Annotated in this window: 2 protein-coding genes, 15 tRNA genes and 6 rRNA genes; 12 read left to right on the top strand and 11 right to left on the bottom strand. The window is 46.9% G+C overall.

What is annotated here, in order from left to right; all coding sequences use genetic code 11:
- Positions 1–55: 55 nt before the first annotated feature.
- The 12 genes from AACU28_RS10795 to AACU28_RS10740 all read left to right on the top strand — a co-directional run bounded on the left by AACU28_RS10795 (position 56) and on the right by AACU28_RS10740 (position 3,497).
- A tRNA-Thr gene (locus tag AACU28_RS10795) sits at positions 56–131 on the top strand.
- A 7-nt stretch (positions 132–138) separates the two neighbouring features.
- Positions 139–214: transfer RNA gene (locus tag AACU28_RS10790), tRNA-Phe, on the top strand.
- 56 nt (positions 215–270) lie between these two features.
- Positions 271–346, top strand: a tRNA-Asn gene (locus tag AACU28_RS10785).
- Positions 347–416: 70 nt separating this feature from the next.
- Positions 417–492: transfer RNA gene (locus AACU28_RS10780), tRNA-Thr, on the top strand.
- Between the two features lie 7 nt (positions 493–499).
- Positions 500–575, top strand: a tRNA-Phe gene (locus AACU28_RS10775).
- Between the two features lie 74 nt (positions 576–649).
- Positions 650–725: transfer RNA gene (locus tag AACU28_RS10770), tRNA-Asn, on the top strand.
- 386 nt (positions 726–1,111) lie between these two features.
- Positions 1,112–2,737, top strand: a complete 1,626-nt coding sequence (locus AACU28_RS10765) for a methyl-accepting chemotaxis protein (RefSeq protein WP_121602934.1) — start codon at positions 1,112–1,114, stop codon at positions 2,735–2,737.
- Between the two features lie 235 nt (positions 2,738–2,972).
- A tRNA-Phe gene (locus AACU28_RS10760) sits at positions 2,973–3,048 on the top strand.
- Positions 3,049–3,104: 56 nt separating this feature from the next.
- Positions 3,105–3,180, top strand: a tRNA-Thr gene (locus AACU28_RS10755).
- Positions 3,181–3,204: 24 nt separating this feature from the next.
- Positions 3,205–3,280: transfer RNA gene (locus AACU28_RS10750), tRNA-Asn, on the top strand.
- A gap of 36 nt (positions 3,281–3,316) precedes the next feature.
- A tRNA-Thr gene (locus tag AACU28_RS10745) sits at positions 3,317–3,392 on the top strand.
- A gap of 29 nt (positions 3,393–3,421) precedes the next feature.
- Positions 3,422–3,497 (top strand) — tRNA-Asn (locus tag AACU28_RS10740).
- A 344-nt stretch (positions 3,498–3,841) separates the two neighbouring features.
- On the opposite strand, the gene AACU28_RS10735 is transcribed toward AACU28_RS10740, so the two are convergent.
- The 11 genes from AACU28_RS10735 to AACU28_RS10685 form a co-directional block, all read right to left on the bottom strand.
- Complete coding sequence (locus AACU28_RS10735) at positions 3,842–4,237, bottom strand: DUF2391 family protein (RefSeq protein WP_121602932.1); 396 nt, start codon at positions 4,235–4,237, stop codon at positions 3,842–3,844.
- A gap of 989 nt (positions 4,238–5,226) precedes the next feature.
- Positions 5,227–5,303, bottom strand: a tRNA-Asp gene (locus AACU28_RS10730).
- Positions 5,304–5,333: 30 nt separating this feature from the next.
- Positions 5,334–5,449, bottom strand: a 5S ribosomal RNA gene (gene rrf, locus AACU28_RS10725).
- A 42-nt stretch (positions 5,450–5,491) separates the two neighbouring features.
- Positions 5,492–5,568 (bottom strand) — tRNA-Thr (locus AACU28_RS10720).
- 73 nt (positions 5,569–5,641) lie between these two features.
- Positions 5,642–5,757: ribosomal RNA gene (gene rrf, locus AACU28_RS10715) — 5S ribosomal RNA — on the bottom strand.
- Positions 5,758–5,852: 95 nt separating this feature from the next.
- Positions 5,853–8,745: ribosomal RNA gene (locus tag AACU28_RS10710) — 23S ribosomal RNA — on the bottom strand.
- A 337-nt stretch (positions 8,746–9,082) separates the two neighbouring features.
- Positions 9,083–9,158: transfer RNA gene (locus AACU28_RS10705), tRNA-Ala, on the bottom strand.
- A 21-nt stretch (positions 9,159–9,179) separates the two neighbouring features.
- A tRNA-Ile gene (locus AACU28_RS10700) sits at positions 9,180–9,256 on the bottom strand.
- A 66-nt stretch (positions 9,257–9,322) separates the two neighbouring features.
- Positions 9,323–10,877: ribosomal RNA gene (locus AACU28_RS10695) — 16S ribosomal RNA — on the bottom strand.
- Positions 10,878–11,303: 426 nt separating this feature from the next.
- Positions 11,304–11,419: ribosomal RNA gene (rrf, locus tag AACU28_RS10690) — 5S ribosomal RNA — on the bottom strand.
- A 97-nt stretch (positions 11,420–11,516) separates the two neighbouring features.
- Positions 11,517–14,410 (bottom strand): 23S ribosomal RNA (locus tag AACU28_RS10685).
- The 16S, 23S and 5S rRNA genes sit together here with 4 tRNA genes alongside, the layout of an rRNA operon.
- Positions 14,411–14,444 lie beyond the last annotated feature (34 nt).

Below are 14,444 nucleotides of genomic sequence, written 5' to 3'. Positions count from 1 at the left end.
CATTACTCTTTAACAGGGAGTAGCAACACGAACAAAAGCATAAAGAATTTAGTGTGCCGACTTAGCTCAGTAGGTAGAGCAACTGACTTGTAATCAGTAGGTCACCAGTTCGACTCCGGTAGTCGGCACCATTCTTTTGCCTCGATAGCTCAGTCGGTAGAGCAGCGGATTGAAAATCCGCGTGTCGGTGGTTCGATTCCGCCTCGAGGCACCATTATTTGGTACTTAACAAATAATGGTCTTTATAGACCTGATGTTGAGACAAGTAATTCCCCTTTAGTTCAGTTGGTAGAACGGCGGACTGTTAATCCGTATGTCGCAAGTTCAAGTCTTGCAAGGGGAGCCATTTTCAAGAACTTCATTTTATATGAGGTTTTAATTAGAGAGTTTACTCTCTAAAGCAAAGAATTTAGTGTGCCGACTTAGCTCAGTAGGTAGAGCAACTGACTTGTAATCAGTAGGTCACCAGTTCGACTCCGGTAGTCGGCACCATTCTTTTGCCTCGATAGCTCAGTCGGTAGAGCAGCGGATTGAAAATCCGCGTGTCGGTGGTTCGATTCCGCCTCGAGGCACCATTATTTGGTGCTTAACAAATAATGGTCTTTATGGATTATTTATACCTAAAAGAACATTGTTAAACACAAATAATTCCCCTTTAGTTCAGTTGGTAGAACGGCGGACTGTTAATCCGTATGTCGCAAGTTCAAGTCTTGCAAGGGGAGCCACATTCAAGAAAGCCAAGTCGAAAGACTTGGCTTTTTTTCGTTTGAGCAAAAGCTAACTCTATTCAGTATTGCCGCCAGCCCAACATCAAGCCTTAATCCCCCCCCCCCATAAAGTTAAAGACATCCCCTTTTCGATATCGATAGCACCAATCCTTGAATTCGTTCAAACCCTCTCGATACAAACTAAACCACCTCTGAAATTAAGCACCTTTAGCCGCTTATCGTCACTTAAAAATAAACAACACATCAATCTGTTACTTTTTTTTCTTCGGAAATTTAATCTCTATCATATTTTGATATCTTTCTAATATCTGCCTTACAACACTTAGATTAAGATTCGATGAATTATATCTAATACTGATTATTGAATCGCTACGCAGGAAAATATGAAATTAAAAACGCAAGCTTACTTACTATCGGGCATCATCTTGGTTGCTCTACTAGCGTTAACTGCTACAGGCTTATGGACCTTAAGAGTTGCTAGCAACATGGACAACAAAGCTCGCGTAACAGAGCTGTTTAAGAGCGCATACAGCATTCTTACTGAAGTCGAAAAAATGGCGATTGATGGCACACTAGAAGAACAGCAAGCTAAACAACTTGCGACTCGCCTACTACGTAACAACATCTATAAAGACAATGAATATGTCTACGTCGCAGATGAGAACATGAGGTTTATCGCGACACCATTAGATCCTCAACTACACGGAACCAGCTTTAACGACTTTAAAGATGGCGACGGCAATAGTGTTGGCCAGCTAATCCAAAGAGTACTTGGCAATCGTACTGGCCAGATCATTGAGTACACCTGGACACAAAAGCTTCCAGACGGAACGATTGAAGAAAAACTGTCTATTGCAGAGAAGACTCCGCATTGGGGTTGGGTTGTAGGCACCGGTATCGGCTTCAATGAAGTTAACGCTCGTTTCTGGTCTACCGCTCAATGGCAGCTGTTCCTTTGTGTCGTGATTGCTGGTCTTATCCTATCGAGCTTGATTGCATCCATTAAGCGCATGCTAGCGCTTCTTGGTGGCGAGCCAAACGATGTAAGAGAAGCGGTACAAGCCGTCGCAGAAGGCCGCATTCAAACCTCTTTCGAAAATCAAGCAATCGACGGCAGTATTTACCACGCCGTACAACAAATGAGTAAGTCGTTAGCCGAGCTAGTCTCAAACCTTAATGCATCAATGCTGGCATTAAGAGGTGAGTTACAGCGCGTGGAAGATCGTGCAGGTTCTATAGCTCAGCTGACCGAGACTCAGCAACAGTCGACTGAGATGATCGCGACAGCTATGACGGAAATGGCCTCTTCAGCCAACAATGTTGCTGATTCAGCGGGTGATACTGCGCGTAATACTGACGAAGCTGATAAACAGAGCCAACATACTCAGCAGCTAATTCACAACACGGTAGATAACATTCAAGGTCTAGCAGGCCAACTAGGAACGGCCAGTGAAGCCGTCGCTAACCTAGATAGCGATGTACATAACATCGTTAAGGTCTTAGACGTCATCGGTGATATTGCAGAACAAACTAACCTTCTAGCGCTAAATGCGGCAATTGAAGCTGCGCGCGCTGGTGAACAAGGCCGCGGATTTGCGGTTGTGGCTGATGAGGTTCGTAACCTTGCAGGTCGAACACAATCAAGCACCAAAGAAATCCAGCTAATGATCAATAACCTTCAAGAAGGCTCTCGTAACGCAATAAAAACTATGGAAGTGTGTGCGACGACCAGTGAAAGCACCGTAACAGAGTCCCAGAATGCCTCTGAAGCTCTACAACAGATTGTTATCGCATTAGAGTCTATTTCATCGATGAGTCATCAAATCGCGACAGCCGCCGCTGAGCAGACTCAGGTGAGTGACGATATTTCGAAGCGTATCAATATGATCGAAGAAAGTGGCAACCAACTGAGTAATGTGGTGACAGAAAGTCATAACAGCACTCAAACTCTCGCCTCCCTTTCTAACGAATTAGAAGCTTGGGTTAATAGGTTTGAAGTAAAACACTAAACTCTCGAGTAAATTCTTAAATATAAAAGCACGTTTTCATACGTGCTTTTTTTGTTTCGGTGCCTATTCCGTCCAGTTAACCGTAGTTTCAGTATCTTTTAGAGCATGCTAGACCTAGGTTTTTAGCCCCAAACGAACAAAAACAATCCACTAAGTATAGAAAAACATCAAACGATACTTTTTTTGCAATTTAATGTTGACCCAGAACGCGAAAACACGTTTAATACACCTCGTCGCCCGGATAGCTCAGTCGGTAGAGCAGAGGATTGAAAATCCTCGTGTCGGTGGTTCGATTCCGCCTCCGGGCACCACAATTTATTTGTTGGTGTCCTAGACAACAACAGTAAAGCACAAAGAAATATTATGTGCCGACTTAGCTCAGTAGGTAGAGCAACTGACTTGTAATCAGTAGGTCACCAGTTCGATTCCGGTAGTCGGCACCATTTCTTTAAAGCTTTAAGAATAATTCCCCTTTAGTTCAGTTGGTAGAACGGCGGACTGTTAATCCGTATGTCGCAAGTTCAAGTCTTGCAAGGGGAGCCAAGTTAATCATCAAGCATAGGCTTTTTGATTCATGATGCCGACTTAGCTCAGTAGGTAGAGCAACTGACTTGTAATCAGTAGGTCACCAGTTCGATTCCGGTAGTCGGCACCATTCTCTTGATTAGAGACTAAATAATCAATTCCCCTTTAGTTCAGTTGGTAGAACGGCGGACTGTTAATCCGTATGTCGCAAGTTCAAGTCTTGCAAGGGGAGCCAATTAAAAGAAGCCGCATCATTGATGCGGCTTTTTTGCATCTAAAGATCCTAACTTTTCAATACAACTACCCTCACCTTTCAAATACCATATTCAATTCAGAAACCAACCGTTTTTATATCCTTCCAAAGCTACAAATCTTCGCTACTTAATACTCTTCAAAATCTCCCAACAACAAACGACACATTCACGTAAGAGTCAGTCACAGTACGTTGCTACTCATTTTATTGATGAGGAGATCGGTTGAAAAAATCAATGCTAAGTTTGGAGGTGAGAAAGCTAAATAACGGTTCAAATAAGCGTTAGAAAGCTCTGTAAGGCGCTTCAATCCAAATTGACACACAGGTCACTCTTTATCAAAACTATCCACTACAATAGCGCCCATAGAGGCTGGCATTGAAATAACAATCACTCTTTTGATCGATACGACGGGATCACTCAATAGAGGTAATTTGTCTAGGCAAGTCAGTACCAAAGCAACGACCATTGCCGTCATGACGTAAGCAATAACTATTCTGAAAATAAACACCGGCAACCGTGCGACAATATCTTTCTGAAATACACTCTCATACGTATAGAAGCCGAGGAACACAGCTGATAGTAAAAATAACAGCAATAGATTAGCGCTCGGTAAAGTCTCTCCTAACTTCCACGCTTCTTCAGAAAAAGAAATCGGCACGGCCAAAGCAAAAGATCCTACAAAGATCTGGCTCGCATCTTCAAAGTTAAAGCTTAATTTCATAGTTCGACCCATTAGGTTTTAAGGCTTTATCTATTTTTAAAATAATCACAAAATTATACGCCGCTGTTTCTATTCTTACCAAGCAACAGAAATGACACTTCTTAGCTTAAGATTAGTCGTAATACCTTAAACATAGCTTGAACTAACCAGCAAGAAATCAATATGTTCAGAGTAAAAACGGTGAAAACAACTAGTTCATATCGAGTCAACAAGCACATCAGAATCGAAGAGAGACCGGTAAACATCCTAAGATACCAGTGCCTAGAACCAAAGAATTTCAATCAGTTGGGTGAAAAATATCACGGCACGGATCGAGGGATACTCTATTTCTTAGCTTATATATCCTTCTGGCATCACTTGGGGAGCTCAACCTAGCGACTCTCACCTTCAAACTGACTCTAGTTCGATTTCACCCTTTAAAATGCTTCGAACAAAGTGCTTAATGCTATAGAGAGTGGTTTAAGCTCAATGCATAACAAGAGCTATTAAGTCTACTCATTAAGGACTCTAGCGTTCTTAGCGAAATCCTCCATACACATCAGGCTACCCTCTAGATTCACTGATAGGCCAGAAGTCAGGTTTCCTAGACGAAGGGCTGTTAGCTAATACTTGAGGGAGACTCCAAGCACTGAGCAAGCAGGATGAGTTGTAATGCTCGTATAGTTTCAGGTATTGAATGGGGGCGCTGAGTCAGAACAGTCTCATTAACCTAACTTACAACGTCGTATGGCTCGAGTATTTGATCAGTAAGCTTAAAGAGTTGCATGCGTTTGAAGCCTTTCTTGTGTCAAACCACAATTGGAATCAGAAATGATGTGATTCTAGTCGTAGGATTGGGATTTCTGATAAATGACGGAATAATAGGGACGCGTTGGCTAGGAGTTATGGGGTACGGGAAATCTTATGTGGAAGTCATTAGATGGAGGGGCGAAACACTATAATTTAGATGTAAAAAAGCCCCGCTATTGCTAGCGAGGCTTCTAAATAAATGGCGGAGTGGACGGGACTCGAACCCGCGACCCCCGGCGTGACAGGCCGGTATTCTAACCAACTGAACTACCACTCCGCAGTGTCTATTCAGCATAATGCAATTTAAGCCTGACGATGTCCTACTCTCACATGGGGAAGCCCCACACTACCATCGGCGCTATTGTGTTTCACTTCTGAGTTCGGCATGGAATCAGGTGGGTCCACAATGCTATGGTCGTCAAACAAATTCTGTTGTCAACTTGATGAATCAAATCAACTAAATAATGGTGCTGATACCCAGACTCGAACTGGGGACCTCACCCTTACCAAGGGTGCGCTCTACCGGGCTGAGCTATATCAGCAATTCAGGAATCGTTTAAAGACGATTCTGAAAACTTTTTGTCTTCACTTTTTAAAAGTGAAAATAAATTTAGAGCCTGGCGATGTCCTACTCTCACATGGGGAAACCCCACACTACCATCGGCGCTATTGTGTTTCACTTCTGAGTTCGGCATGGAATCAGGTGGGTCCACAATGCTATGGTCGCCAAGCAAATTTTAAAATTCGGAAAGCTTATCTAAAAGTATCTCTTCAAACGCATTCAAGGTCTGGTACATCTGAGTCCACAAAACCCCTTGGGTGTTGTATGGTTAAGCCTCACGGGCAATTAGTACAGGTTAGCTCAATGCCTCGCAGCACTTACACACCCTGCCTATCAACGTCGTAGTCTACGACAACCCTTTAGGACACTTATAGTGCCAGGGAAAACTCATCTCAAGGCTCGCTTCCCGCTTAGATGCTTTCAGCGGTTATCGATTCCGAACTTAGCTACCGGGCAATGCCATTGGCATGACAACCCGAACACCAGAGGTTCGTCCACTCCGGTCCTCTCGTACTAGGAGCAGCCCCTTTCAATTTTCCAACGCCCACGGCAGATAGGGACCGAACTGTCTCACGACGTTCTAAACCCAGCTCGCGTACCACTTTAAATGGCGAACAGCCATACCCTTGGGACCGACTTCAGCCCCAGGATGTGATGAGCCGACATCGAGGTGCCAAACACCGCCGTCGATATGAACTCTTGGGCGGTATCAGCCTGTTATCCCCGGAGTACCTTTTATCCGTTGAGCGATGGCCCTTCCATTCAGAACCACCGGATCACTATGACCTGCTTTCGCACCTGCTCGAATTGTCATTCTCGCAGTCAAGCGGGCTTATGCCATTGCACTAACCACACGATGTCCAACCGTGTTTAGCCCACCTTCGTGCTCCTCCGTTACTCTTTGGGAGGAGACCGCCCCAGTCAAACTACCCACCAGGCACTGTCCGTAATCCCGATTCAGGGACCAACGTTAGAACATCAAAACTACAAGGGTGGTATTTCAAGGACGACTCCATCACATCTAGCGACGCAATTTCATAGTCTCCCACCTATCCTACACATGTAGGTTCAATGTTCAGTGCCAAGCTGTAGTAAAGGTTCACGGGGTCTTTCCGTCTAGCCGCGGGTACACTGCATCTTCACAGCGATTTCAATTTCACTGAGTCTCGGGTGGAGACAGCGTGGCCATCATTACGCCATTCGTGCAGGTCGGAACTTACCCGACAAGGAATTTCGCTACCTTAGGACCGTTATAGTTACGGCCGCCGTTTACCGGGGCTTCGATCAAGAGCTTCGACCGAAGTCTAACCCCATCAATTAACCTTCCGGCACCGGGCAGGCGTCACACCGTATACGTCATCTTACGATTTTGCACAGTGCTGTGTTTTTAATAAACAGTTGCAGCCACCTGGTATCTGCGACTCTCGTCTGCTCCATCCGCAAGGGACTTCACTGATAAGAGCGTACCTTCTCCCGAAGTTACGGTACCATTTTGCCTAGTTCCTTCACCCGAGTTCTCTCAAGCGCCTTGGTATTCTCTACCCGACCACCTGTGTCGGTTTGGGGTACGATTCCTTACAATCTGAAGCTTAGAGGCTTTTCCTGGAAGCATGGCATCAATGACTTCACTACCGTAGTAGCTCGACATCGTATCTCAGCGTTAAGAAAGTCCGGATTTACCTAAACTTTCCGCCTACGTACTTGAACCTGGACAACCGTCGCCAGGCCCACCTAGCCTTCTCCGTCCCCCCATCGCAATTGTAAGAAGTACGGGAATATTAACCCGTTTCCCATCGACTACGCCTTTCGGCCTCGCCTTAGGAGTCGACTTACCCTGCCCCGATTAACGTTGGACAGGAACCCTTGGTCTTCCGGCGAGGGAGTTTTTCACTCCCTTTATCGTTACTCATGTCAGCATTCGCACTTCTGATACCTCCAGCAGCCCTTACAGACCACCTTCAACGGCTTACAGAACGCTCCCCTACCCCACATACCCTAAGGTACGTAGCCGCAGCTTCGGTGTATAGCTTAGCCCCGTTACATCTTCCGCGCAGGCCGACTCGACCAGTGAGCTATTACGCTTTCTTTAAATGATGGCTGCTTCTAAGCCAACATCCTGGCTGTCTGAGCCTTCCCACATCGTTTCCCACTTAGCTATACTTTGGGACCTTAGCTGGCGGTCTGGGTTGTTTCCCTCTCCACGACGGACGTTAGCACCCGCCGTGTGTCTCCCGGATAGTACTTACTGGTATTCGGAGTTTGCAAAGGGTTGGTAAGTCGGGATGACCCCCTAGCCTTAACAGTGCTCTACCCCCAGTAGTATTCGTCCGAGGCGCTACCTAAATAGCTTTCGGGGAGAACCAGCTATCTCCAGGTTTGATTGGCCTTTCACCCCTAGCCACAAGTCATCCGCTAATTTTTCAACATTAGTCGGTTCGGTCCTCCAGTTGATGTTACTCAACCTTCAACCTGCCCATGGCTAGATCACCTGGTTTCGGGTCTAATCCTAGCAACTGTACGCCCAGTTAAGACTCGGTTTCCCTACGGCTCCCCTAAACGGTTAACCTTGCTACTAAAATTAAGTCGCTGACCCATTATACAAAAGGTACGCAGTCACACCACGAAGGTGCTCCTACTGCTTGTACGTACACGGTTTCAGGTTCTATTTCACTCCCCTCACAGGGGTTCTTTTCGCCTTTCCCTCACGGTACTGGTTCACTATCGGTCAGTCAGTAGTATTTAGCCTTGGAGGATGGTCCCCCCATATTCAGACAGGATATCACGTGTCCCGCCCTACTCGTTTTCACTGATTATGATGTGTCGGTTACGGGGCTATCACCCTTTATTGCGAGACTTTCCAGACTCTTCACCTGCATCATTAAAAGCTTAAGGGCTAATCCAATTTCGCTCGCCGCTACTTTCGGAATCTCGGTTGATTTCTCTTCCTCGGGGTACTTAGATGTTTCAGTTCCCCCGGTTTGCCTCCTGTTGCTATGTATTCACAACAGGATACTTGCTTATGCAAGTGGGTTTCCCCATTCAGGAATCCCAGACTCAAAAGGTTATTACTACCTAATCTGGGCTTATCGCAAGTTATTACGCCTTTCATCGCCTCTGACTGCCAAGGCATCCACCGTGTACGCTTAGTCACTTAACCATACAACCCGAAAGGGTTTCTATTTGCTTTCACTTTATAAAGTGAAGACAAATAAGCGTATGGCAACTAACCAAGGTTTTTGGTTGTCATCAAGAAGGGTTAATTCTTGATAACTGTTTGCCGGACTCAATTGTGAATCAATGTAAACATTGATTCGAATACAAGACACTTGAATGTGTTTGTTGTGTTCATCTAATGAAAGATAAACATTGAGAACTTTTAAATTTGATTGAATTACTCGTAAGTAAATCAATCAGTCAGCTTTCCAAATTGTTAAAGAGCTTGATTCAAACTAATGAACCATTTTTAAATATTTTCAGATAAAAACACTTAAAGATGGTGGAGCTATGCGGGATCGAACCGCAGACCTCCTGCGTGCAAGGCAGGCGCTCTCCCAGCTGAGCTATAGCCCCATCTTTGTTTCTAATCGATATTGGTGGGTCTGAGTGGACTCGAACCACCGACCTCCCGCTTATCAGGCGAGCGCTCTAACCAGCTGAGCTACAGACCCAATATCGTCTCTTTTACTTTCTAAACCTAATCAATCTGTGTGGACACTCATCGTGGTATCTTCGTATAAGGAGGTGATCCAGCCCCAGGTTCCCCTAGGGCTACCTTGTTACGACTTCACCCCAGTCATGAACCACAAAGTGGTGAGCGTCCTCCCCGAAAGGTTAAACTACCCACTTCTTTTGCAGCCCACTCCCATGGTGTGACGGGCGGTGTGTACAAGGCCCGGGAACGTATTCACCGTGACATTCTGATTCACGATTACTAGCGATTCCGACTTCATGGAGTCGAGTTGCAGACTCCAATCCGGACTACGACGCACTTTTTGGGATTCGCTCACTATCGCTAGCTTGCTGCCCTCTGTATGCGCCATTGTAGCACGTGTGTAGCCCTACTCGTAAGGGCCATGATGACTTGACGTCGTCCCCACCTTCCTCCGGTTTATCACCGGCAGTCTCCCTGGAGTTCCCGACATTACTCGCTGGCAAACAAGGATAAGGGTTGCGCTCGTTGCGGGACTTAACCCAACATTTCACAACACGAGCTGACGACAGCCATGCAGCACCTGTCTCAGAGTTCCCGAAGGCACACCTGCGTCTCCGCTGGCTTCTCTGGATGTCAAGAGTAGGTAAGGTTCTTCGCGTTGCATCGAATTAAACCACATGCTCCACCGCTTGTGCGGGCCCCCGTCAATTCATTTGAGTTTTAATCTTGCGACCGTACTCCCCAGGCGGTCTACTTAACGCGTTAGCTCCGAAAGCCACGGCTCAAGGCCACAACCTCCAAGTAGACATCGTTTACGGCGTGGACTACCAGGGTATCTAATCCTGTTTGCTCCCCACGCTTTCGCATCTGAGTGTCAGTGTCTGTCCAGGGGGCCGCCTTCGCCACTGGTATTCCTTCAGATCTCTACGCATTTCACCGCTACACCTGAAATTCTACCCCCCTCTACAGCACTCTAGTTCACCAGTTTCAAATGCAGTTCCGAGGTTGAGCCCCGGGCTTTCACATCTGACTTAATGAACCACCTGCATGCGCTTTACGCCCAGTAATTCCGATTAACGCTCGCACCCTCCGTATTACCGCGGCTGCTGGCACGGAGTTAGCCGGTGCTTCTTCTGTTGCTAACGTCAAGATGCGCAGCTATTAACTACACACCCTTCCTCACAACTGAAAGTACTTTACAACCCGAAGGCCTTCTTCATACACGCGGCATGGCTGCATCAGGCTTTCGCCCATTGTGCAATATTCCCCACTGCTGCCTCCCGTAGGAGTCTGGACCGTGTCTCAGTTCCAGTGTGGCTGATCATCCTCTCAGACCAGCTAGGGATCGTCGCCTTGGTGAGCCATTACCTCACCAACTAGCTAATCCCACCTAGGCATATCTTGACGCGAGAGGCCCGAAGGTCCCCCTCTTTGGCCCGTAGGCATTATGCGGTATTAGCCATCGTTTCCAATGGTTATCCCCCACATCAAGGCAATTTCCTAGGCATTACTCACCCGTCCGCCGCTCGACGCCCATTAACGCACCCGAAGGATTGTTAGTGTCGTTTCCGCTCGACTTGCATGTGTTAGGCCTGCCGCCAGCGTTCAATCTGAGCCATGATCAAACTCTTCAATTTAAGATTTTGTGACTCAATGAATACTGACTTCAAAACTAATATTTACCGCTCTTTCGAAAAAGAACAGAAACATGTAATTCTAAAGCTATTACCATTCCAACAGAATGGTAATGAATTGACTGTGCCAAAATTAAGTAAACTTAATTTTGTATTGGTCACTCAGTTCATTGAAATCAAATTTGTTACCGAAGTAACTGTTTTATCCAAAGGATAAAACGTTTTGATATTCATCAACGAGTGCCCACACAGATTGATAGGTTTAAATTGTTAAAGAGCGTGTTCTCTAAAAAGAGAACGCTTTCAGTGCCTTAGCACTTAAGCAGGACGCGTATAATACGCTTTCTACTTTGAAAGTCAACATAAAACTCTAAGAAACTTAGAACTCTATGGTGACTTGTCTATTAAATAGACAAAGTCGAAATTAAAGCCTGGCGATGTCCTACTCTCACATGGGGAAACCCCACACTACCATCGGCGCTATTGTGTTTCACTTCTGAGTTCGGCATGGAATCAGGTGGGTCCACAATGCTATGGTCGCCAAGCAAATTTTAAAATTAGGAAAACTGATTTAAAAGTATTTCTCTTCAAACGCATTCAAGGTCTGGTACATCTGAGTCCACAAAACCCCTTGGGTGTTGTATGGTTAAGCCTCACGGGCAATTAGTACAGGTTAGCTCAATGCCTCGCAGCACTTACACACCCTGCCTATCAACGTCGTAGTCTACGACAACCCTTTAGGACACTTATAGTGCCAGGGAAAACTCATCTCAAGGCTCGCTTCCCGCTTAGATGCTTTCAGCGGTTATCGATTCCGAACTTAGCTACCGGGCAATGCCATTGGCATGACAACCCGAACACCAGAGGTTCGTCCACTCCGGTCCTCTCGTACTAGGAGCAGCCCCTTTCAATTTTCCAACGCCCACGGCAGATAGGGACCGAACTGTCTCACGACGTTCTAAACCCAGCTCGCGTACCACTTTAAATGGCGAACAGCCATACCCTTGGGACCGACTTCAGCCCCAGGATGTGATGAGCCGACATCGAGGTGCCAAACACCGCCGTCGATATGAACTCTTGGGCGGTATCAGCCTGTTATCCCCGGAGTACCTTTTATCCGTTGAGCGATGGCCCTTCCATTCAGAACCACCGGATCACTATGACCTGCTTTCGCACCTGCTCGAATTGTCATTCTCGCAGTCAAGCGGGCTTATGCCATTGCACTAACCACACGATGTCCAACCGTGTTTAGCCCACCTTCGTGCTCCTCCGTTACTCTTTGGGAGGAGACCGCCCCAGTCAAACTACCCACCAGGCACTGTCCGTAATCCCGATTCAGGGACCGACGTTAGAACATCAAAACTACAAGGGTGGTATTTCAAGGACGACTCCATCACATCTAGCGACGCAATTTCATAGTCTCCCACCTATCCTACACATGTAGGTTCAATGTTCAGTGCCAAGCTGTAGTAAAGGTTCACGGGGTCTTTCCGTCTAGCCGCGGGTACACTGCATCTTCACAGCGATTTCAATTTCACTGAGTCTCGGGTGGAGACAGCGTGGCCATCATTACGCCATTCGTGCAGGTCGGAACTTACCCGACAAGGAATTTCGCTACCTTAGGACCGTTATAGTTACGGCCGCCGTTTACCGGGGCTTCGATCAAGAGCTTCGTACCGAAGACTAACCCCATCAATTAACCTTCCGGCACCGGGCAGGCGTCACACCGTATACGTCATCTTACGATTTTGCACAGTGCTGTGTTTTTAATAAACAGTTGCAGCCACCTGGTATCTGCGACTCTCGTCTGCTCCATCCGCAAGGGACTTCACTGATAAGAGCGTACCTTCTCCCGAAGTTACGGTACCATTTTGCCTAGTTCCTTCACCCGAGTTCTCTCAAGCGCCTTGGTATTCTCTACCCGACCACCTGTGTCGGTTTGGGGTACGATTCCTTACAATCTGAAGCTTAGAGGCTTTTCCTGGAAGCATGGCATCAATGACTTCACTACCGTAGTAGCTCGACATCGTATCTCAGCGTTAAGAAAGTCCGGATTTACCTAAACTTTCCGCCTACATACTTGAACCTGGACAACCGTCGCCAGGCCCACCTAGCCTTCTCCGTCCCCCCATCGCAATTGTAAGAAGTACGGGAATATTAACCCGTTTCCCATCGACTACGCCTTTCGGCCTCGCCTTAGGAGTCGACTTACCCTGCCCCGATTAACGTTGGACAGGAACCCTTGGTCTTCCGGCGAGGGAGTTTTTCACTCCCTTTATCGTTACTCATGTCAGCATTCGCACTTCTGATACCTCCAGCAGCCCTTACAGACCACCTTCAACGGCTTACAGAACGCTCCCCTACCCCACATACCCTAAGGTACGTAGCCGCAGCTTCGGTGTATAGCTTAGCCCCGTTACATCTTCCGCGCAGGCCGACTCGACCAGTGAGCTATTACGCTTTCTTTAAATGATGGCTGCTTCTAAGCCAACATCCTGGCTGTCTGAGCCTTCCCACATCGTTTCCCACTTAGCTATACTTTGGGACCTTAGCTGGCGGTCTGGGTTGTTTCCCTCTCCACGACGGACGTTAGCACCCGCCGTGTGTCTCCCGGATAGTACTTACTGGTATTCGGAGTTTGCAAAGGGTTGGTAAGTCGGGATGACCCCCTAGCCTTAACAGTGCTCTACCCCCAGTAGTATTCGTCCGAGGCGCTACCTAAATAGCTTTCGGGGAGAACCAGCTATCTCCAGGTTTGATTGGCCTTTCACCCCTAGCCACAAGTCATCCGCTAATTTTTCAACATTAGTCGGTTCGGTCCTCCAGTTGATGTTACTCAACCTTCAACCTGCCCATGGCTAGATCACCTGGTTTCGGGTCTAATCCTAGCAACTGTACGCCCAGTTAAGACTCGGTTTCCCTACGGCTCCCCTAAACGGTTAACCTTGCTACTAAAATTAAGTCGCTGACCCATTATACAAAAGGTACGCAGTCACACCACGAAGGTGCTCCTACTGCTTGTACGTACACGGTTTCAGGTTCTATTTCACTCCCCTCACAGGGGTTCTTTTCGCCTTTCCCTCACGGTACTGGTTCACTATCGGTCAGTCAGTAGTATTTAGCCTTGGAGGATGGTCCCCCCATATTCAGACAGGATATCACGTGTCCCGCCCTACTCGTTTTCACTGATTATGAGATGTCGATTACGGGGCTATCACCCTTTATTGCGGCACTTTCCAGAGCCTTCATCTGTCTCATTAAAAGCTTAAGGGCTAATCCAATTTCGCTCGCCGCTACTTTCGGAATCTCGGTTGATTTCTCTTCCTCGGGGTACTTAGATGTTTCAGTTCCCCCGGTTTGCCTCCTGTTGCTATGTATTCACAACAGGATACTTGCTTATGCAAGTGGGTTTCCCCATTCAGGAATCCCAGACTCAAAAGGTTATTACTACCTAATCTGGGCTTATCGCAAGTTATTACGCCTTTCATCGCCTCTGACTGCCAAGGCATCCACCGTGTACGCTTAGTCACTTAACCATACAACCCGAAAGGGTCTTAGCGTATGGCAACT

Origin of the sequence: Vibrio sp. SBT000027, from assembly GCF_963894355.1 — a bacterium.
Classification (GTDB): Bacteria; Pseudomonadota; Gammaproteobacteria; order Enterobacterales; family Vibrionaceae; genus Vibrio; species Vibrio splendidus.
The sequence above is the reverse complement of the archived record's forward strand: the minus strand, read 5'-3'. Positions and strand labels throughout refer to the sequence as shown.

Bases quoted from the DNA above. Each gene is read 5' to 3' on its own strand.
- AACU28_RS10765 (WP_121602934.1), top strand. From the start codon at position 1,112: ATGAAATTAAAAACGCAAGCTTACTTACTATCGGGCATCATCTTGGTT.
- AACU28_RS10735 (WP_121602932.1), bottom strand. From the start codon at position 4,237: ATGAAATTAAGCTTTAACTTTGAAGATGCGAGCCAGATCTTTGTAGGA.